General features: G+C 60.9%; 20 protein-coding genes. 14 read left to right on the top strand and 6 right to left on the bottom strand.

Features of this window, described 5'->3' with window-relative positions:
- Positions 1-95: 95 nt before the first annotated feature.
- The 10 genes from FAY22_RS05155 (at position 96) to FAY22_RS05200 (ending at position 9,067) form a co-directional block, all read left to right on the top strand.
- On the top strand, positions 96-971 hold the full coding sequence (locus tag FAY22_RS05155; protein ID WP_146329225.1) for an alpha/beta fold hydrolase: 876 nt from the start codon (positions 96-98) through the stop codon (positions 969-971).
- 110 nt (positions 972-1,081) lie between these two features.
- Entirely contained in the window at positions 1,082-1,918 is an 837-nt protein-coding gene (locus tag FAY22_RS05160; protein ID WP_146329226.1) for a 3',5'-nucleoside bisphosphate phosphatase, read from the top strand.
- Positions 1,919-2,035: 117 nt separating this feature from the next.
- Positions 2,036-2,914 (top strand): protease HtpX, encoded by an 879-nt coding sequence (htpX, locus tag FAY22_RS05165; RefSeq protein ID WP_146329227.1) that lies wholly within the window; start codon positions 2,036-2,038, stop codon positions 2,912-2,914.
- 64 nt (positions 2,915-2,978) lie between these two features.
- Positions 2,979-3,602, top strand: coding sequence for an L-threonylcarbamoyladenylate synthase (locus tag FAY22_RS05170; protein WP_146329228.1), 624 nt, complete (start codon positions 2,979-2,981; stop codon positions 3,600-3,602).
- Positions 3,603-3,668: 66 nt separating this feature from the next.
- A complete protein-coding gene (locus tag FAY22_RS05175; protein ID WP_146329229.1) occupies positions 3,669-4,325 on the top strand; it encodes a site-2 protease family protein in 657 nt (218 codons plus the stop codon).
- A gap of 6 nt (positions 4,326-4,331) precedes the next feature.
- The gene (locus FAY22_RS05180) at positions 4,332-5,534 is read left to right on the top strand and encodes a tryptophan--tRNA ligase (protein ID WP_146329230.1); all 1,203 of its coding nucleotides are present in this window, start codon (positions 4,332-4,334) and stop codon (positions 5,532-5,534) included.
- Between the two features lie 6 nt (positions 5,535-5,540).
- Complete coding sequence (locus tag FAY22_RS05185; RefSeq protein WP_146329231.1) at positions 5,541-6,113, top strand: bifunctional 2-polyprenyl-6-hydroxyphenol methylase/3-demethylubiquinol 3-O-methyltransferase UbiG; 573 nt, start codon at positions 5,541-5,543, stop codon at positions 6,111-6,113.
- A gap of 77 nt (positions 6,114-6,190) precedes the next feature.
- Positions 6,191-7,069, top strand: coding sequence for a 4-hydroxy-tetrahydrodipicolinate synthase (gene dapA, locus FAY22_RS05190; RefSeq protein ID WP_146329232.1), 879 nt, complete (start codon positions 6,191-6,193; stop codon positions 7,067-7,069).
- 54 nt (positions 7,070-7,123) lie between these two features.
- Positions 7,124-8,275, top strand: coding sequence for an outer membrane protein assembly factor BamC (gene bamC / locus FAY22_RS05195; RefSeq protein WP_146329233.1), 1,152 nt, complete (start codon positions 7,124-7,126; stop codon positions 8,273-8,275).
- Between the two features lie 12 nt (positions 8,276-8,287).
- A complete protein-coding gene (locus tag FAY22_RS05200; RefSeq protein ID WP_146329234.1) occupies positions 8,288-9,067 on the top strand; it encodes an MBL fold metallo-hydrolase in 780 nt (259 codons plus the stop codon).
- An 86-nt stretch (positions 9,068-9,153) separates the two neighbouring features.
- Here FAY22_RS05200 and FAY22_RS05205 read toward each other — a convergent pair whose 3' ends face one another.
- Together FAY22_RS05205 and FAY22_RS05210 are read right to left on the bottom strand one after the other, a co-directional pair.
- On the bottom strand, positions 9,154-9,414 hold the full coding sequence (locus FAY22_RS05205) for a hypothetical protein (protein WP_146333246.1): 261 nt from the start codon (positions 9,412-9,414) through the stop codon (positions 9,154-9,156).
- Between the two features lie 221 nt (positions 9,415-9,635).
- A complete protein-coding gene (locus tag FAY22_RS05210) occupies positions 9,636-10,757 on the bottom strand; it encodes a cupin domain-containing protein (RefSeq protein ID WP_146329235.1) in 1,122 nt (373 codons plus the stop codon).
- Positions 10,758-10,850: 93 nt separating this feature from the next.
- On the opposite strand from FAY22_RS05210, the gene FAY22_RS05215 reads away from it, so the two are divergent.
- Entirely contained in the window at positions 10,851-11,396 is a 546-nt protein-coding gene (locus tag FAY22_RS05215) for a peptidylprolyl isomerase (protein WP_146329236.1), read from the top strand.
- A gap of 77 nt (positions 11,397-11,473) precedes the next feature.
- On the opposite strand, the gene FAY22_RS05220 is transcribed toward FAY22_RS05215, so the two are convergent.
- The 3 genes from FAY22_RS05220 to FAY22_RS05230 form a co-directional block, all read right to left on the bottom strand.
- Positions 11,474-12,295, bottom strand: a complete 822-nt coding sequence (locus FAY22_RS05220) for a hypothetical protein (RefSeq protein WP_246860662.1) — start codon at positions 12,293-12,295, stop codon at positions 11,474-11,476.
- Between the two features lie 119 nt (positions 12,296-12,414).
- A complete protein-coding gene (gene mutS, locus FAY22_RS05225; RefSeq protein ID WP_210411943.1) occupies positions 12,415-15,024 on the bottom strand; it encodes a DNA mismatch repair protein MutS in 2,610 nt (869 codons plus the stop codon).
- Positions 15,025-15,294: 270 nt separating this feature from the next.
- Positions 15,295-16,089 (bottom strand): inositol monophosphatase family protein, encoded by a 795-nt coding sequence (locus tag FAY22_RS05230; protein WP_146329238.1) that lies wholly within the window; start codon positions 16,087-16,089, stop codon positions 15,295-15,297.
- Between the two features lie 109 nt (positions 16,090-16,198).
- On the opposite strand from FAY22_RS05230, the gene FAY22_RS05235 reads away from it, so the two are divergent.
- Positions 16,199-16,957, top strand: a complete 759-nt coding sequence (locus tag FAY22_RS05235; RefSeq protein WP_146329239.1) for an RNA methyltransferase — start codon at positions 16,199-16,201, stop codon at positions 16,955-16,957.
- Between the two features lie 63 nt (positions 16,958-17,020).
- Here the strand turns inward: FAY22_RS05235 and lexA are convergent, their stop codons facing one another.
- Positions 17,021-17,686: a transcriptional repressor LexA gene (gene lexA, locus FAY22_RS05240; RefSeq protein WP_146329240.1), complete on the bottom strand. Its 666-nt coding sequence runs from the start codon at positions 17,684-17,686 to the stop codon at positions 17,021-17,023.
- Between the two features lie 250 nt (positions 17,687-17,936).
- Here lexA and rpsF point away from each other — a divergent pair, with 250 nt between their 5' ends.
- Positions 17,937-18,305 (top strand): 30S ribosomal protein S6, encoded by a 369-nt coding sequence (gene rpsF / locus FAY22_RS05245; protein WP_146329241.1) that lies wholly within the window; start codon positions 17,937-17,939, stop codon positions 18,303-18,305.
- Positions 18,306-18,322: 17 nt separating this feature from the next.
- The gene (gene priB, locus FAY22_RS05250) at positions 18,323-18,625 is read left to right on the top strand and encodes a primosomal replication protein N (protein WP_146329242.1); all 303 of its coding nucleotides are present in this window, start codon (positions 18,323-18,325) and stop codon (positions 18,623-18,625) included.
- Positions 18,626-18,630: the final 5 nt, after the last annotated feature.

Raw genomic sequence — 18,630 nt, forward strand, 5'->3', positions numbered from 1 at the left:
TCCTGTATAATTATCGAACGATCGTTCTATTGTCTGATCAGGCTGCCCGTTGATTGTAATTCGATCCAGGAAATTCAACAGAACGTCTTTTTCCCATGAAACCTTCCCGTTCAGAATTCATTACGATACGCGGATTGCGCTATCACGTACGGCACTGGGGCAATGAAGACGCGCCTACGCTGTTCATGCTGCACGGCTGGATGGATGTCGCGGCTTCCTTTCAATTCGTGGTCGATTGCCTGCAGCGCGACTGGCACGTGATCGCACCGGACTGGCGCGGATTCGGACTGACCGAGAGCGGCGGCGGCGATTGCTACTGGTTTCCCGATTACCTGGGCGACCTCGATGCCTTGCTGGCGCATTACTCGCCGCACGACCCTGTCAACCTGCTTGGACATAGCATGGGCGGCAACATCGCCTGCATCTATGCCGGGGTGCGGCCGCAGCGCGTCCAACGTCTGATCAACCTGGAAGGTTTCGGCTTGCCGGCGGCCCGGCCCGAGCAGGCGCCGGGCCGTTACGCAAAATGGCTGGATGAATTGCGCGAGCCGCCGCAGTTGCGCGCCTACCCGACACTGGCGCAGGTTGCCGCGCGCCTGCAGAAAAACAATCCGCGCCTGACCGACGAACGCGCTGCGTTCGTGGCCGGCCACTGGGCAGCGCGCAACGACCGGGGCGAGTGGGCCATTCTCGCCGATCCCGCGCACAAGCTTGCCAACCCGGTGCTCTACCGCATCGAGGAAGTGCTGGCGTGCTGGCAAGCGATTACTGCGCCGGTGCTGTGGGTGGAAGCGGACGATACTAATGCATGGCGCTGGATGGGAACAAGGGAGCAGGCGCGCGCCGAGGTCGACCGCCGGATCGGGTTCATCCCCAACGTCGCCACTGCGCTTATCAGCAACGCCGGCCACATGCTGCATCACGATCAGCCGCAAGCGCTGGCGGCATTGATCGAAGACTTTCTCGCATAGCCGGCCGCCATCCGGACTTGCGGCAGGCAGGAGCGCCGCCGCCTGCTGCGCTCTGCAGGACCGAGCGCAGCAGGCGTACAATAACCGGATTGGACCACTGCGTTTTTTCCATGCTCAACGTCGACCTGCACTGTCATTCCACCGTTTCCGACGGCGCCCTGGCGCCTTCCGAGGTGGCCGCGCGCGCCAAGGCCAATGGCGTGGATGTGTGGGCATTGACCGACCATGACGAGGTCGGCGGCATTGCTCAGGCGCGCGATGCGGCGCATGCGCTGGGCATGCGCCACGTGACCGGTGTCGAGATTTCGGTTACCTGGGCAAGCAAGACTGTGCACATTGTCGGGCTGCGGTTCGACGAAACCGATGAAAACCTGGTGCGCGGGCTGGCCGGCACGCGCTCCGGGCGCGAGCGCCGAGCCCATGAAATGGCCGCGCAACTGGCCGCCATCGGCATCCCCGGCGCCTTCGAGGGCGCATTGACCTATGTCGGCAATCCCGACCTGATTTCGCGCACGCATTTCGCCCGCTATCTCGTCGAGCGCGGCGTCTGCCGTGACACCGCCGACGTGTTCCGCAATTACCTTATCGAGGGAAAGCCCGGTTACGTGCCGCACCGCTGGGCGCGGCTGAAGGATGCGGTCGGCTGGATTCGCGGCGCCGGCGGCATTGCCGTAGTCGCACATCCTGGACGCTACAATTTCAGCGATCTTGAGCTGGATGCGTTCCTGAACGAGTTCAAGCAACTCGGCGGCGCAGGCATCGAAGTGGTGACCGGCAGCCACACGCCGGAAGAATTCGTGCGCTTTGCCGAAGTCGCACGCCGTTACGGATTCCTTGCCTCGCGCGGCTCGGATTTCCATGCCGCCGGCGAGTCGCAGTCGGACCTCGGTACCTTGCCGCCGCTGCCCGCATCGCTCGTTCCTGTGTGGCACGACTGGCGCATGTAAAAATATCGCGCCGCTTGCGTTGCCTCAGAAATTGCGGGCTGTGGCATGATGCCGGCTCTTGAATTTCCCCTCGTACAACCATATTTAGAAAATGCTTTCAAGTTAGGGAGCTGTTGAATGAAACGAATCATCCTTTTCCTTGCCACCAACCTTGCCGTGATGCTGGTGATGTCGGTGGTGTTGTCGCTGCTTGGCGTAAATCGCTATCTGTCCGCCAATGGTTTGCAGCTCGGCACGCTGATGGTGTATTCGCTGGTCGTCGGTTTCACTGGCGCGATCGTGTCCCTGCTGATGAGCAAGCAGATGGCCAAATGGTCGACCGGCGCGCGGGTGATCGATGCCCCATCGTCGTCGACCGAATTGTGGCTGGTCGATACCGTGAAAAAGCTGGCCGACAGCGCCGGCATCGCGATGCCGGAAGTCGCCGTCTATGAGGGCGAGCCGAATGCGTTCGCCACCGGCGCCTTCAAGAATTCCGCACTGGTCGCGGTGTCGACCGGTTTGCTTCAAGGTATGACCAAGGACGAGGTCGAGGCGGTGCTCGGCCACGAGATCGCGCACGTAGCGAATGGCGACATGGTGACCCTGACCCTGATCCAGGGCGTGGTGAACACCTTCGTCGTGTTCCTGGCGCGCGTGGTCGGTTACGTGATCGACCGGCAGTTGTCCCGCGATAACGATCGCGGGCCGGGCATCGGATACGCGGTGACCGTGTTCGTATGCGAAATCGTGTTCGGCATTCTGGCCTCGATGATCGTCGCGTGGTTCTCGCGCTATCGCGAATTCCGCGCCGATGCCGGTTCCGCGAAGCTGCTGGGAAGCCCGCAGCCGATGGTCAAGGCGCTGGCGCGCCTGGGCGGGCTGGAGCCGCCGGAACACATGCCGCAAGCATTCAAGGCGTTCGGCATCAATGGCGGCGGAGGCGGCCTGGGTGCCTTGTTCGCCAGCCATCCGCCTATCGAAGAGCGCATCGCCGCGCTGCGCGGTGCGCGTTGAGCCGCCGAACTTTTATAACCGAGCTTTTTTACAACGGCGGTAGGACTACCGCCGTTCTGTTTTTATGAGCCAAATTTTTCATATTCATCCGGATAATCCACAACTGCGGCTGGTCCGCCAGGCGGCGCAAATCATCCACGCCGGCGGCATCGTCGCGCTGCCGACCGATTCCTGCTTCGCGCTGGTCTGCCACCTGGACGACAAGGGCGCGGTGGAACGCTTGCGGCGCATCCGCGGCGTCGATGAAAAGCACCATCTCACTTTGCTGTGCCGCGATCTTTCCGAAATCGCCCAGTACGCGAAAGTCGACAATAGCCAGTATCGCCTGCTCAAGGCCGCCACGCCCGGGCCGTACACCTTTATCCTGGAAGCGACCAAGGAAGTGCCGCGCCGCCTGAGCCACCCGTCGCGCAAGACCATCGGCCTGCGCGTGCCGGAAAACCAGATCGCGTGCGCGTTGCTGGAAGAGCTGGGGCAGCCATTGCTGGGCACGACGCTGATCCTGCCCGATGAAAGTGAGCCGCTGACCGACCCGGAAGAGGTGAACGACCGGATCGGGCGCCAGATCGAATTGACGATCGACGGCGGCGCGTGCAGCCTGGAGCCGACGACCGTCATCGACTTGACCGGCGACGAGCCCGAGCTGCTGCGCCAGGGGCGCGGCGACGCTGCCCTGTTCGGGCTTTGACACCCCGCCGGCCATCTTCCGCCCGCACGGGCTGGAGTGGCCGGTCCCTCTGATAAAATCCGCCTCATGGATCAACTTATTCAAAAGATTGCAGTGTTTGCACTGCCGGTGCTGTTCGCAATCACGCTGCATGAAGCCGCGCACGCCTACGCCGCCAAATACTTCGGAGATGCGACCGCCTACCTGCAGGGACGCATGAGCCTCAATCCGGTCAAGCATATCGATCTTGTCGGCACGATCATCATTCCCGCCGTGCTGTTTTTCGTCGGCAGCCCGGTGCTGCTGGGCTATGCCAAGCCGGTTCCGATCGATTTCGGCAAGCTGCGTAAACCGAAGCGCGACATGGCATGGGTGGCGTTGGCCGGGCCGGCCGCGAATTTCGTCATGGCGCTGATGTGGCTGATCTTCTTCATACTGCTGCAGGCCATGCATGTCGACGAGGCTTTCTTCACCGAGATGGCAAGGGCCGGCGTCTACATTAATCTGATCCTGCTGGCATTTAACCTGTTTCCGCTGCCGCCGCTTGACGGCGGCCGGGTGCTGACCAGCGTATTGCCGCACAAGTACGCTTACAAGTTTGCGCAGATCGAACCCTACGGTTTTTTCATTGTGCTGGCGCTGGTGTATTTCAATATCCTGTCCCTGTGGATGGTTCCGGTGAGAGCGGTGGCCGAACTGCTGCTTTCGCTTCTCGTTTCCCCCCTCAAAATTCTTTTGACCTGACCAATCATGTATCCCGATCGCGTTGTTTCCGGCATGCGTCCGACTGGAGCGCTGCACCTTGGCCATTATCACGGTGCCCTCAAAAACTGGATCAAGATGCAATCCGAATTGCCTTGCCTTTTTTTCGTCGCCGATTGGCATGCGCTGACGACCCATTACGACGACCCCAGCGCGATCGAAAGCAATACCTGGGACATGGTGATCGACTGGCTGGCCGCCGGCGTCGATCCGTCCCAGGCCACGCTGTTCATCCAATCCAAAGTGCCGGAGCACGCCGAACTGCACCTGCTGCTGTCGATGGCCACGCCGCTTGGCTGGCTCGAGCGCGTGCCGACCTACAAGGACCAGCAGGAAAAGCTGGCCGACCGCGATCTCGCCACGTACGGCTTTCTCGGCTATCCGCTGCTGCAGGCGGCCGATGTGCTGATCTACCGCGCCAGCCTGGTGCCGGTGGGCGAAGACCAGATTCCGCACATCGAGATGATGCGCGAAATCGCGCGCCGCTTTAATCACCTGTACGGCAAGGAAAAAGGCTTCGAAGAGAAAGCCAAGGAAGCGGTCAAGAAGCTCGGCAGCAAGCGCGCCAAGATCTACAACGAGCTGCGCACCGAATATCAGGAGCAGGGCAAGGAGGACGCGCTGGAGCAGGCCAAGGCCATGCTCGACGAGGCGCAGAACCTGTCGATGATCGACCGCGAGCGCCTGTTCGGCTATCTCGAAGGCAGCCGCAAGCTGATCCTGGTCGAACCGCAAGCGCGTCTGACCGAGGCATCCAGGCTGCCCGGACTCGACGGCCAGAAAATGTCGAAGAGCTACGGCAATGCGATCGCGCTGCGCGAAGACAAGGATTCCGTCGTCAAGAAGGTGCGCACCATGCCGACCGACCCGGCGCGGGTGCGCCGCACCGACCCGGGCGAGCCGGAGAAGTGCCCGGTCTGGCAGTTGCACCAGGTGTATTCCGACAACGACACCAAGGATTGGGTCTTGAAGGGCTGCAGGTCGGCCGGCATCGGCTGCCTCGAATGCAAGCAACCGGTGATCGACGCGGTCCTCAAGGAGCAGGAGCCGATGCGCGAGCGTGCGCAAAAATACATCGACGATCCGTCGCTGGTGCGCGCGATTGTCGCCGACGGCTGCGACAAGGCGCGCAAGCTGGCGCAGGAAACCATGCGCGACGTGCGCGAGGCGATGGGCCTGAGCTACAGCTAGGCGGTAATGGACCATTCCGCAATCGGGCGGGCGTCGCCATGGGTGATTCGCTTCGCCCCGTTGATTCCGACCGGCGAAGTGCTGGACCTGGCATGCGGAGCGGGGCGCCATGCCCGCTTGCTCGCATCGCTCGGACATCCGGTGACGGCGGTCGATCGCGATGCCGACGCATTGGCCCAAACGGCCGGTCCCGGTATCGCCACCCTGCGCGCCGACCTCGAGGTGGATGCGCCGCGTTCCGGCTGGCCGTTCGGCGCCGGTCGCTTTGCCGGCATCGTCGTCACCAACTACCTGCATCGTCCGCTCTTCCCGCATATCCTGGACAGCCTGGCTCCCGGCGGTGTTCTGATCTACGAAACGTTCGCCATGGGGAATGAGCGGTTTGGCAAGCCATCCAGTCCGCGCTTTTTGCTGCAGAAGGGTGAGTTGCTCGATCTGGTATGCGTCGGCACCATCAAGCCGCACGTGCTGGCCTTCGAGGATGGCTACATACTCGATCCCAGGCCGGCGATGGTGCAACGCATCTGCGCAGTAAAGGGTAGCGGCGCCACCCCGGAACATTCCCTGCGCCTGACCTGAAATCGGGCGGGATTGCCCCACGGGAGCAGTCGATCCGCTACAATCATCTCTTTCCCTCTTTACGCAATAACATCATCATGATCCAGGGCAGCATAGTTGCAATCGTCACTCCCATGCACCCGGACGGCAGCCTCGACCTGCCGGGCCTGCGCAAACTAATCGACTGGCACATCGCCGAAGGCACGGATGCCATCGTCATCGTCGGCACCACCGGCGAATCGCCGACGGTGTCGGTCGAAGAGCACTGCGAACTGATCAAGGTCGCGGTCGAACACACCGCCAAGCGTATTCCGATCATTGCGGGCACCGGCGGCAATTCGACCGCCGAAGCCATCGAACTGACGCGCCATGCGAAGAACGTCGGTGCGGATGCATCGCTGCAGGTCGTGCCTTACTACAATCGGCCGACACAGGAAGGCATGTACCAGCATTTCCGCAAGATCGCCGAAGCGGTCGACCTGCCGGTGATCCTGTACAACGTGCCGGGCCGCACCGTCGCCGACATGTCCAATGACACGATCCTGCGCCTGGCGCAAATCCCCGGCATCGTCGGCGTCAAGGATGCGACCGGCAATATCGCGCGCGGGACCGAATTGCTTCGCCTTGCTTCGAAATCGTTTGCCGTGTACTCCGGCGACGATCCGACGGCGATGGCGCTCATGTTCTGCGGCGCAAAGGGCAATATCTCGGTGACCGCCAACGTCGCGCCGCGCGAAATGCACCAGCTCTGCGCCGCCGCCATGGCGGGCAAGATCGAAGAAGCGATCGCTCTCAACAACAAGCTGCTGCCGCTGCATAACAAGCTGTTTGTCGAGCCGAACCCGGTGCCGGTCAAGTGGGCGCTGGCTGAAATGGGCTTGATCCCGTCGGGTATACGCTTGCCGCTGGTGCCGCTCAACGCCACCATGCACGAGACGGTGCGCGCCGCGCTGCGCGAATCCGGTGTATTACAATAAGCGCCGCACGGAAACTACTCGGCAAGACATAGCCTTACCTCATTCAGCATCGACATGACTATTTGCAAGAACACTCGCCTGGCTCAACGCGGGCTTATCTATGCGCTGGCGTTCGCCGGCTTGGCCGGTTGCGGCTCATTCGACTCGGTGCTGGAGCCAGGCAAGGTCGATTACAAGAGCGCTGGTAAGGCTCCGTCGCTGGAAGTGCCTCCCGATTTGACGCAACTTCAGCGCGAGAACCGCTATGCCATCCCGGAGGCAAATCGCGGCACCGCGACTGCTTCCACCTATTCGCAACAGCAGCAGGCGACGCGTCCGGCAGCCACCACCGCGGCTGCGACGGTCGCGCCAAACAATGCGCAGGACATGCATATCGAGCGCGCCGGTAATCAGCGCTGGCTCGTGGTCAAGCAGCCGCCGGAAGCGGTATGGCCGCAGATTAAGGACTTCTGGCAGGACTCTGGTTTTCTGGTCAACGTGGAAAAGCCGGAAGCCGGTGTGATGGAAACCGACTGGGCTGAAAATCGCGCCAAGATCCCCCAGGGCATACTTCGCGAAACCCTCGGCAAGGCGCTCGATTCGCTGTACTCCACCGGCGAGCGCGACAAGTTCCGTACCCGCCTGGAGCGCACTGCCGATGGCGGCACTGAAATCTATATCAGCCATCGCGGCATGCAGGAAGTGCTTGTCGGTCAGCAGAAAGACAGCACGATGTGGACGCCGCGCCCGTCGGATCCGGAGCTGGAAGCGGAATTCCTGTCGCGCCTGATGGCGCGCCTCGGCACCGATACCACGCGTGCCAAGATGAGCGTGGAGAAGGCGCCGGAGCAACCATTGCGGGCCAAGCTGGTCAAAGAGGGTAATGGCGGATACGTCCAGGTTGACGAGGGCTTCGATCGCGCATGGCGCCGTGTCGGCTTGGCGCTGGACCGTGTCGGATTTACCGTGGAAGACCGCGATCGCACTCAGGGACTGTACTTTGTGCGCTACGTCGATCCGGCGCAGGATGCCAAGTCCGACAAGGGTTTCTTTGCAAAATTGTTCTCGTCCAGCCCGGATGACAAGTCCAAGGCGCAGCGCTATCGCGTTTCCGTCAAGGGCAGTGGTACGGTCAGCCAGGTTGCGGTCCTGAATAATGAGGGCAAACCGGACACGTCGTCCACCGCAGACAAGATCCTGTCCCTCTTGAATGAGCAACTGAAGTAACAAAACACGGTATTGAAGTTTGCCAGTCTCGGAAGCGGCAGCGAGGGTAACTCGCTGCTGATTTCCGCCGCGTCGGGTACGACGCGCACCACAATCATGCTGGACTGCGGTTTTCCCATCCGGGAGACCGAACGGCGCCTGCAACGGCTTGGCGTCAGCCCGGCCGATTTGTCCGGCATCGTGGTTACCCATGAACATCAGGATCATGTCGGCGGCGTATTCAAGTTCGCGCGCCGCCATCGCATCCCCGTCTGGCTCAGCTATGGCACCCATCGGGCTGTGCAAAAGCAATGCGACGGCGTCATCTTCGATTTTTGCCGTGACGGCGAACGGTTTGCTATCGGCGATCTGGAGCTGATGCCATATACGGTTCCGCATGATGCGCGCGAGCCGGTGCAGTATGTCGCCAGCGATGGGAGCGCGAAGCTCGGCGTATTGACCGATGCGGGACAATCGACTCCGCATCTGATCGAGGTGCTGGGTGGGTGCGATGCGCTGGTGCTGGAGTGCAACCACGACCGCGAGATGCTGGCGAACTCCACCTATCCGCCTTCCTTGCGTCAGCGTATCGGTGGCAGCTATGGCCACTTATCGAACGATACGACGGCACAAATCCTCCACATGCTGGACAAGTCGCGCTTGCAGACCGTCGTTGGCGCGCATTTGAGCAAGCAGAACAATATGCCTGAACTGGCGCGTGCCGCCTTGTCCGGCGTTGCGGGAACCGGGAAGATCGAGATTTTGATCGCCTGCCAGGAAGAGGGGTTCAGCTGGCTGCAGGCTGGCGCTTGAATGCGCGTCTTGGCAAGGAAGAATTCCTCGCGACACAAATAAAAAAGCCGGCCTTGCGGCCGGCTTCTTGTGCAAGCAATCCTGGATTACTTGGATGCAGCAGCGTTAGCAGCAGCCGGAGCTTCAGCGGAAGCAGCCGGAGCAGCAGCAGCCGGAGCTTCAGCGGAAGCAGCCGGAGCAGCAGCAGCCGGAGCTTCAGCGGAAGCAGCCGGAGCAGCAGCGGCCGGAGCGGCAGCCGGTGCAGCAGCTTCAGCCGGAGCAGCAGCCGGAGCAGCAGCTTCTTCTTTCTTGCCGCAAGCAGCGAGAGCAACAGCCAGCAGGGAAGCGATCAGCAGAGTCTTTTTCATGATTTTTCCTTCAAGATTTATTATCAAAAAATTATGCGATGAATAATTACCGGTAATTATCGCTCGATAGGCGTTTTCTCCAGTTCGTGCATGCAGGATTGCTGCAATGCGAAACGAGAAAACTTCCTAACTCGCAATTATATCGTGTTTTTTTGCAACAAGACACAATGGTTTTTCTTTTCGGTAAGTAATTTGTAAGCTTGCAACAAGATCGCGCCATTTCATGCGAGCTCAAGCCAGCCGTCCCGATACCAGGTAAACAGGGCTTCCAGCACATCCGGAGAAACTTGCGGAATATCCGCTCCCGGAAGGCGACGGTCATTCGCCAATGCGATCAACGCAGCTTTGTCGGCGCGGCCGACCATGAATGATTCGCCATTGATGAACAAGTGCTTGCCCCGGTACAGCATTCTGGTTTTCCGCGAAAGCACGATGCCGCGCTTGGCAGCGGTCTGGGTGAAGCGCTCCATCTTCATCGGACGTGCCGGCGGAATGAAAAAGACGGTCGGCTTCGGCTCCGATAGATATTCACCCAGGAAGATGGCGATGTCTTCTTCCCTGAAACGGATTTTTTCCAATTCAGCCGCGACGCGCGACAACATGGCGCGGCTGATTTCGGCGGGATGGCTGGTCGCCTCCAGGTCGGGGTCGGCATATCTTCCCGGCAGCTCGATCGATTCCGTCATGAATTGCAGAAAACCCTCGCCAAGTTCCTGGTAAGAAGGGGTGCGAAAGCCGATCGAGTATGTCATGCATTCGCCAACGGCAATGCCGTCATGCGCATAAAGGGGCGGGAGATAGAGCATGTCGCCCGGTTCCAGCACGAATTCCTGCTCCGGCTGAAAATTTTTCAGGATTTTCAGCGGCATGCCTTCAATGAGCGAGAGGTCTTTCTGCGGACCGATGCGCCAGCGCCGCCGGCCATGCGCCTGCAGCAGGAAAACATCGTAGGAATCGAAATGCGGCCCGACGCCGCCGGTGTCGGTCGCGTAACTGATCATCAAGTCGTCTAAGCGGGAATCGGGAATGAAGCGGAAGTGCTGCATCAGTGCGTCCGCCTTGGCGTCATGCAGATTGACGCCCTGAACCAACAGTGTCCAGCCATTCTTGTCGAGGGGCGGCAGCTCGGTCTGGGGGCCGTGCTGCATCTGCCATTGCTTGTCGAAGTGGCGGATCAAGCGCGATTCCACGTCATCGCGTTGCGCCAAGTCGAACAACTGGCCACGCGACAGCACAGGCTTGAAATTCGGGACCGCTTGCCGGATCAGCAGCGGTTTCTTGTGCCAGTAATCCTTCAGGAACTGGCGTGGCGAGAGTCCGCCGAGCAGAGTGAGTTTTTTCATGGGCGCATTATATAGGCACAGCTATTGCACGGTAGGCGAAGATGGCGAGGCAGCCGAGTATAATCGCGGCACTGTTAACTGAAAGGAAAATCGATGAAGATTGCCAAAAATACCGTGGTGACGGTGCACTACAAATTGTCGGATGCGCAAGGCAATCTGATTGAGGAAAGCCGTGATCCCATGGTGTATCTGCATGGCGGATACGAGAATACCTTGCCCAAGATCGAAGAGGCGCTCGACGGTCAGGACGTCGGCTACGAGACCACGATTCAGGTCGAGCCGGAAGATGCCTTCGGCGAGTACGATCCGAACCTGATCAAGATCGAGCCGCGCAACCGTTTGCCGGAACCGGTGGAAATCGGCATGCAGTTCGAAGGCACGCCCGACAGCGAGGAGGCAGGCGACGAATCGCTGATCTTTACCGTCACCGATATTGCGGACGACAAGGTCGTGTTGGATGGAAATCATCCGCTCGCGGGAATGGCGCTGCGCTTCACCCTGAATGTGGCAGACGTGCGCAATGCCAGTGAGGAGGAAGTGGCGCATCAGCATGTGCATGGCGCACATGGCCATCATCATGGAGACGATCTCGGCGATGATGAAGAGGGCGATCAGTTCCGCAGTCTTCCGCTGCAGTAAAACGTCACTCGTCGCCAAGCCATGCAGGTATTACATGGCTTGAGCGATTACTACACGCGAAGGCCGCTGCGGGACGGCTAAGGGCGATGGTTGGCGGCTTGCGCCGTTTCGTTGGCGACGGTGAACAACGCGCGCGAGGAGGAGTCTGCTGTCAGCTTGAGCGAACCGGGGCCGAGCGCCAGTTCGCCCAAGTTGCGGCGCCAGACAATGGCGGGTGGAGCATTGGCATGGCCATCTTCGGCATTGTGGATCACCAGGATCTTGCCGGGAAATTTTGCGGCGAGGTTCGTGATATAGCGCCGCGTTTCCACAAAGCCGTCGCGCCTGGCCGAGTTGTCCTCACTGTTTGCCGGTAGGGGCAGCGGATTGCCATCGCAAAACAGGACAATCCCCGCGAGTTTTTTGCGCATCGCATAGATATAAACGCGGTGCAGCCAGTCACGATTGGCAATCAGTCTGTCTTCGAACTCGCTGTTACGCCCGGCATCGAAGACGTAGTGGTTGTTATTGCCCGGCAGGTTCAGGGTCGCAAACATGATATTGCCCATTTCCCAGCGCGCATTTTCCACATAGCTTCGGAATTTCGCGGTCGCGGATTGCCGCACGAGCGGGATACCGGCACCATCGAAGGAAAATTCCTCTGTGAAGAACAGCTCGCGCACACGATTGAGCCTGCCGATCGCCGACGACTTCCCATTCTCTCCTGCGCACTTGGCCCAATCGTTCGCCGCCAGCGACACGATCAGATTTTTTTTCGCGGTTTGCAGCAATGCCTTCCTGTCGTTGTAGAGTCGGTCGCTGCATGGTTCGCCCGCGGCCTTGATGCCGTTGGCGACGACGAAGGCGAGATTGTCGGCATCGGCCTGATCAATCGCCTCGCGCAATGCCGGCTCCGTCATCGCTGCGTTGCGCGACGGGACGATGACGCCGAAGCTGAATTCTTTCGCGTTCGCTTCCGCCGGCGGCAGGAGCAGGGCGAAGCCGCATAGCGCGACATACTTCAGAAGCTGTTTTTTCATTATTGTGAGGCGGCCAGGTTTTTCAGCCGATACAGCTCATCCAGCGCTTCGCGCGGCGACAGGGCGTCCGGGTCGATGCCGGCCAAGGCATCGGCGAGCGCCGACGCTGCGCCGCCATGCGCGGGCGCGTCGGCATCCGCCTGCTCGTCATCCGGCGCACCGGCGAATAGGTCGAACTGCGGCGTCGCCTGCACCGATTGCGCTTCCAGCGCGGCCAGGTGCTTGCGCGCGGCACGGATCACCGGCTGCGGCACGCCGGCCAGTTGCGCGACCTGCAGGCCGTAACTTTGCGATGCCGGCCCTGCTTGCACGGCGTGCAGGAAGACGATGCTGTCCTTGTGCTCGACGGCCGACAGGTGCACGTTGGCTGCGCTGGGGTGGGTTTCCGGCAGCTGGGTGAGCTCGAAGTAATGCGTGGCGAACAGCGTGAAGCTCCTGGTCGTTTCGATCAGGTGGCGCGCGATCGCCCATGCCAGCGCAAGGCCGTCGAAGGTCGAAGTGCCGCGTCCGACCTCGTCCATCAGCACCAGCGATTGTTCTGTGGCGCCGTTGAGAATGGCGGCCGATTCCGTCATCTCGACCATGAAGGTGGAGCGCCCGCCTGCCAAGTCGTCGGCCGCGCCGATGCGGGTGAAGATGCGGTCGATCGGGCCGATCGTCGCGCTCGTCGCCGGTACGAAGCTGCCGACATAGGCGAGCAGGGTGATCAGCGCCACCTGCCGCATGAAGGTCGACTTACCACCCATGTTGGGGCCGGTAATCAGCAGCAGCTTGCGTTCGGAATCGAGCTCGCAATCGTTGGCGATGAAGCGTTCGATCTGGGTTTCGACGACCGGATGGCGGCCTTGCTCGATGCGGATGGCCGGTTCCGGCACCAGCTGCGGCGCGCACCAGTTGTGGCGCATCGCGTGCTCCGCCAGCGATGCCAGCGTATCGAGCTGCGCGATGGCCTGCGCGATGCGCTGCAGCGTGCCGATGTGCGGCGCCAGTTCGACGAGCAGCTGGTCGTACAGGTATTTTTCGCGCGCCAGAGCGCGTTCCTGGGCCGACAGCGCCTTGTCCTCGAAGGCTTTCAGCTCCGGGGTGATGTATCGTTCCGCATTCTTCAACGTCTGGCGGCGCCGGTAATCATCCGGCACCTTGTCGGTCTGGCCGTGCGTGACTTCGATGTAGAAACCGTGCACCTTGTTGTATTCGACGCGCAGGTTGCCGATGCCGGTTCGCGCGCGTTCCCGGGCCTCCAGATCGACCAGGAACTGGCCGGCGTTTTCCGACAGCGCGCGCAGCTCGTCCAGTTCGGCGTCGAAGCCGCGCGCGATGACGCCGCCGTCGCGCACCATGGCGGACGGCTCCGCCGTGATGCCGCGTTCGAGCAGGTCCAGGCACTTGTCCGGCGTTGCCAGCGCTTCCCGGATGGCCTTCAACAACGGCGCCTCGGCGTCCTGGTCGCACAGGGCAACGTAGTCGCGCAGCGCAGGCAATTGCTGTAAGCCGCCGCGCAATCCCGCCAAATCGCGCGGGCGTGCCGAGAACAAGGCGATGCGCGTGGTGATGCGCTCGATGTCGGGAATGGCGGCCAGCGCCGCGGACAGTCCGGTCGAAGCGTCGGCACGCATCAGGGCATTCAGCGCCGAGTGGCGCGCCTGGGCGATTGTCTGGTCGCGCCGCGCATGGTGCAGCCAGTGGCGCAGCAGGCGCGAGCCCATCGCGGTGCGGCAGTGATCCAGCTGCGAGAACAGCGTGGGGGACGATGGCGATCCTTCCTGGCCACGGATGGTTTCGGTCAGTTCCAGGTTACGCCTGGTCGCGGCGTCCAAACCGATGAATTCGTTTTCCGATTCGACCGCCAGCATGCGTACATGCTGCAGGCCTTTACCCTGGGTCGATTGGGCGTAGCGCAGCAAGGCTCCCGCGGCGCCAAGGGCTGCGCTCAATCCGTCGGCGCCGAAGCCGGTCAGCGAGGCCACTCCCAATTGTCCCAGCAAAGCCTTCTTGCCGTGCTCGGGGTCGAAATGCCATTGCGGGGAAGAGGTGAACTTGCCGGGCGCCTGCAGCGTCATCAGCTCGGCGTCGTCGGTGAGCAGGATTTCTGCCGGTGCGATGCGCTCCAGCTCCTGCTTCAGGCGTGCATCGAACGATTTTGCGTCACCGGCGAACTCCATCAGCCGCAGCGCGCCGCTGGCCATCGACAGCCAGGCAAGGCCGACCGTGACGCTCTTGCGCTGCGCAAGCGTGCACAACGCCAGCAGCGGGCGCTCGGATTTCTCCGGCAGCAGGTCGGAGTCGGTCAGCGTACCGGGCGTGACGACGCGCACCACCTTGCGCTCCACCGGGCCCTTGCTTGTCGCCGGGTCGCCGATCTGCTCGCAGATCGCGACCGATTCGCCGAGCTTGATCAGCTTGGCCAGATACTGGTCGACCGAGTGGAATGGCACGCCCGCCATCCTGATTGGTGTGCCGTTGGAGGAGCCGCGCTGCGTCAGCGTAATTCCGATCAGGCGCGCCGCCTTTTCAGCGTCGTCGAAGAACAGCTCGTAAAAGTCGCCCATCCGGTAGAACACGAGGGTGTCCGGATGGTCCGCCTTGATGCGAAGGTACTGCTGCATCATCGGAGTATGCTTGGACAGCGTGTCTTCCAGCGGTAATGAGGGGGCGTCTTTGTCGAGGCGTGCGGCGGGCTTCAAATCCATTCCTATCTTTCTGTCCGGCGGGCATGCGCCATGCGGGAGTCTATGCAATCCGCCATTTTAATGGCGGATGCGATCAAAGACGATGGGGCGCGGCAGAAAACCGCGCTGTGCGTGACGCGGCCGGAGCAGCGCGGGGATAAAGCCAGGGAGGAAGGCGGGACTCTCGTCCCGCCGTGGAACTGCAGTGCCTTACTTCGCGAAGGGCGACAGCTGTGCGATCATCTGGGCGAAAATCTTCGGCGTGCCGGCGATGACATCGCCCTTGTACAGGTAGTCGGATTCGCCCGAGAAGTTGCCGACGATGCCGCCGGCTTCCGTGATCAGCAGTGAACCGGCTGCTACGTCCCAAGGTTGCAGGCCTTTTTCGAAGAAGCCGTCGAGCCGGCCGGCGGCCACATAGGCCAGGTCGAGCGCGGCGGCGCCCGGACGGCGCAGGCCCGCGCAGCGTTCCGTCATGATGCGGAACATCTTCATGTATTCGTCCAGGTGGTCGGTGCCGCGGAACGGGAAGCCGGTGCCGATGAGCGCGTCGGCCATCCTGTCTCGGCGGCTGACGCGGATGCGCTTTTCGTTGAGGTAGGCGCCGGCGCCCTTGGATGCAGTAAACAGGTCGTTGCGGGTCGGGTCGTAGACCACCGCTTGCGTGATCTGGCCGCGCTGTTGCAGGGCGATCGATACGCAATACTGCGGAAACCCATGGATGAAATTGGTGGTGCCGTCGATTGGATCGATGATCCAGACGTTTTCGTTTTCGTCGTGCAGGTTGGCGGAGGCGCCCGATTCTTCGGCCAGGATGGCGTGGTCGGGGTAGGCGGTTTTCAGAACCTCGATGATCGCCAGTTCGGCGGCCTTGTCGACTTCAGTGACGAAATCGTTGTGTCCTTTTTCCGTGACCTTGACACGGTCGATGTCGAAGGAGGCGCGATTGATGACCGCGGCTGCGCGGCGTGCGGCTTTCACCGCCGTATTCAGCATGGGATGCATAGAGGTTCCGTTAAAATTGCGGTTCCGGTTTTCGGACCACAAATGAATTAATGAGCGATGCGGCAATATCGGACAGTTGTTCGCTTGCCGCGCAATGCCGCTATTTTAAATGAACCAGCAACAAACCAGTACTTCTCTTTTTGACCGCCTGCGTTTCGTGCTGGTGGAAACCAGTCATCCGGGCAATATCGGTTCGGTGGCGCGCGCCATGAAAACCATGGGGTTTTCACGCCTTGTGCTGGTGAATCCCCGCTTTCCGGACGCAAACCGGCAGGAGGAGGCGATTGCCTTCGCCAGCGGCGCGCAGGATATCCTGGCCAGCGCAAAGATCGTCGGTTCGATCGGCGAAGCGCTGGCCGGCTGCAATTTTGCTGCGGCCTTAAGTGCCAGGCCGAGGGAATTTTCGCCGCCTGTCATTACGCCGCGCTCATTGGCTGGACAGCTGTCGGTCGATGCCGGCCTGGATGCTGCGCTGGTATTCGGCAACGAGAGGTATGGTTTGCCGAACGAAATCGTTGAAAAGTGCAATGTCCTGATCAATATCCCGGCCAACCCCGAGTATTCATCGCTGAACCTGGCGCAGGCAGCGCAGGTGCTGGCATATGAGTTGCGACAGGCCGCCGTCGGCGACGCGCCACCGGCGACGACGATCGGGTTTCAGGGAGAGGCGGCTGGCCTAGCGCAGATCGAGGGCATGTATCGGCATCTCGAGGAGGCGCTGGTGGCGGTCGAATTCCTCGATCCCGACAATCCGAAGAAATTGATGCCCAGGCTGAAACGGCTGTTTTCCCGGACTCAGCTGGAAACCGAGGAAGTCAATATATTGCGAGGCATCGCCCGGCAAATTTTGAAGAAGGTGCCGCGCTAGGGAAGCCGCCGCGTGAAACGGCCTGGATTGCACGGCGAGATTGCTTTGTTGTCGAGGGAGGCCTCAGCCCCAAGCCCGTAGCAGGCCGACCGCCAATCCTTCCAGTGCAAAATCCTCCTGGCTGGCGTCGACGCGAATTGGCTTGAAATCCGGATTTTCGGGCAGGAGTTCGATGACCGAGCCGGATTTCTTGTAGCGCTTGACCGTTACATCGTCGCCTAGTCGGGCCACTACGATCTGGCCGTTCTTTGCGCTGTCCACTTTTTTCACCGCCAACAAGTCGCCGTCCATGATGCCGATGTCGCGCATCGACAGGCCGCGCACTTTCAGCAGGTAATCGGGCTTGGAGGAAAATAGCGACGGGTCCACGCTATAGGTGGCTTCGATGTGTTCCTGCGCGAGGATGGGCGAGCCGGCGGCGACACGACCAACCAGCGGCAGGCTCAGTTGCATCAGCGCGGGGTGGGGGAGCGCCATTTGCTTGGCGCCGATACGGCCCAGTCCGCTGTCGCCATTCATGTCGCGCAAGCGGATGCCGCGCGAGGTGCCGGGCGAGATTTCAATCGCTCCCTTGCGGGCGAGTGCCTGCAAGTGCTCTTCGGCCGCGTTGGCCGAACGAAACCCCAGTTCGGCCGCGATTTCAGCCCGTGTTGGAGGGAATCCGGTATTTTCGATCGCTTCCCTGATCAGATTCAGAATTTGCTCTTGACGGGCGGTAAGTTTGATCATGGCGGCACCTGAGCGTCGATAAACGCTGTTCATAAAAACAGACTGTATTTTTATACAGCTTCTAGGCGAATGCAAGCGCCCACGTCATTAATTTCCCCGTTACCATGCGGCCGGCGCTGCCGTTGGGGTGTAAGCGCTTGAAAGCATTGAGCTTTCTGTATTTTCGGGTTATCATCGTCGGCTTTCCTCTTCCCACACCTGTCTTGACGCCGGGGTGGGCGATTGTTTAATCCGTCCATAAGGAGATTACATGCGTCATTATGAAATCGTATTTATCGTGCATCCGGATCAGAGCGAGCAAGTGCCCGCAATGATCGAGCGCTACAAGGGCATCGTGACCGCCCGCAACGGCAAGATCCATCGCATCGAAGACTGGGGCCGTCGCCAGATGGCTTACATGATCCAGAAGCTGGCCAAGGCACACTATGTCTGCATGAATATCGAGTGCGACAACGAGACTCTGGCTGAAATCGAAACCGGCTTCAAGTTCAACGATGCCGTGCTGCGCCACCTCACCGTGAAGATGAAGAAGGCCGAGACTGCGCCGTCGCCGATGATGAAGGCGGTCCAGAAGGAAGACGCTGCCAAGAGCCAGCGCAGCGAGGCAGCTGCATCGTAATTGCGCAAGCCAGGAGCGTGAACCAGCTTCAGTTGGTCGCCGTCATTGCCGAGCGCGATGCATTGCGATACACGCCGGCAGGCATTCCGATTGCGTCGGCGAAGTTATCGCACCAATCGGAGCAGGTCGAGGCAGGCATCCCGCGCCAGATTGAACTGGAAATCGCTGCGGTCGCCGCAGGCGAAATCTCCGGAAAAGTCAATCGGGCGGAGCTGGGAGTGGCCTACCGCTTCACCGGATTCCTGGCACGCAAGAACCGAAACAGCAAAAGCTTCGTCTTCCACGTCACGGACGTCGAGGCATATACATCAGATCACTAGATACA

The organism is Noviherbaspirillum sp. UKPF54 (genome assembly GCF_007874125.1).
Classification (GTDB): Bacteria; Pseudomonadota; Gammaproteobacteria; order Burkholderiales; family Burkholderiaceae_D; genus Noviherbaspirillum.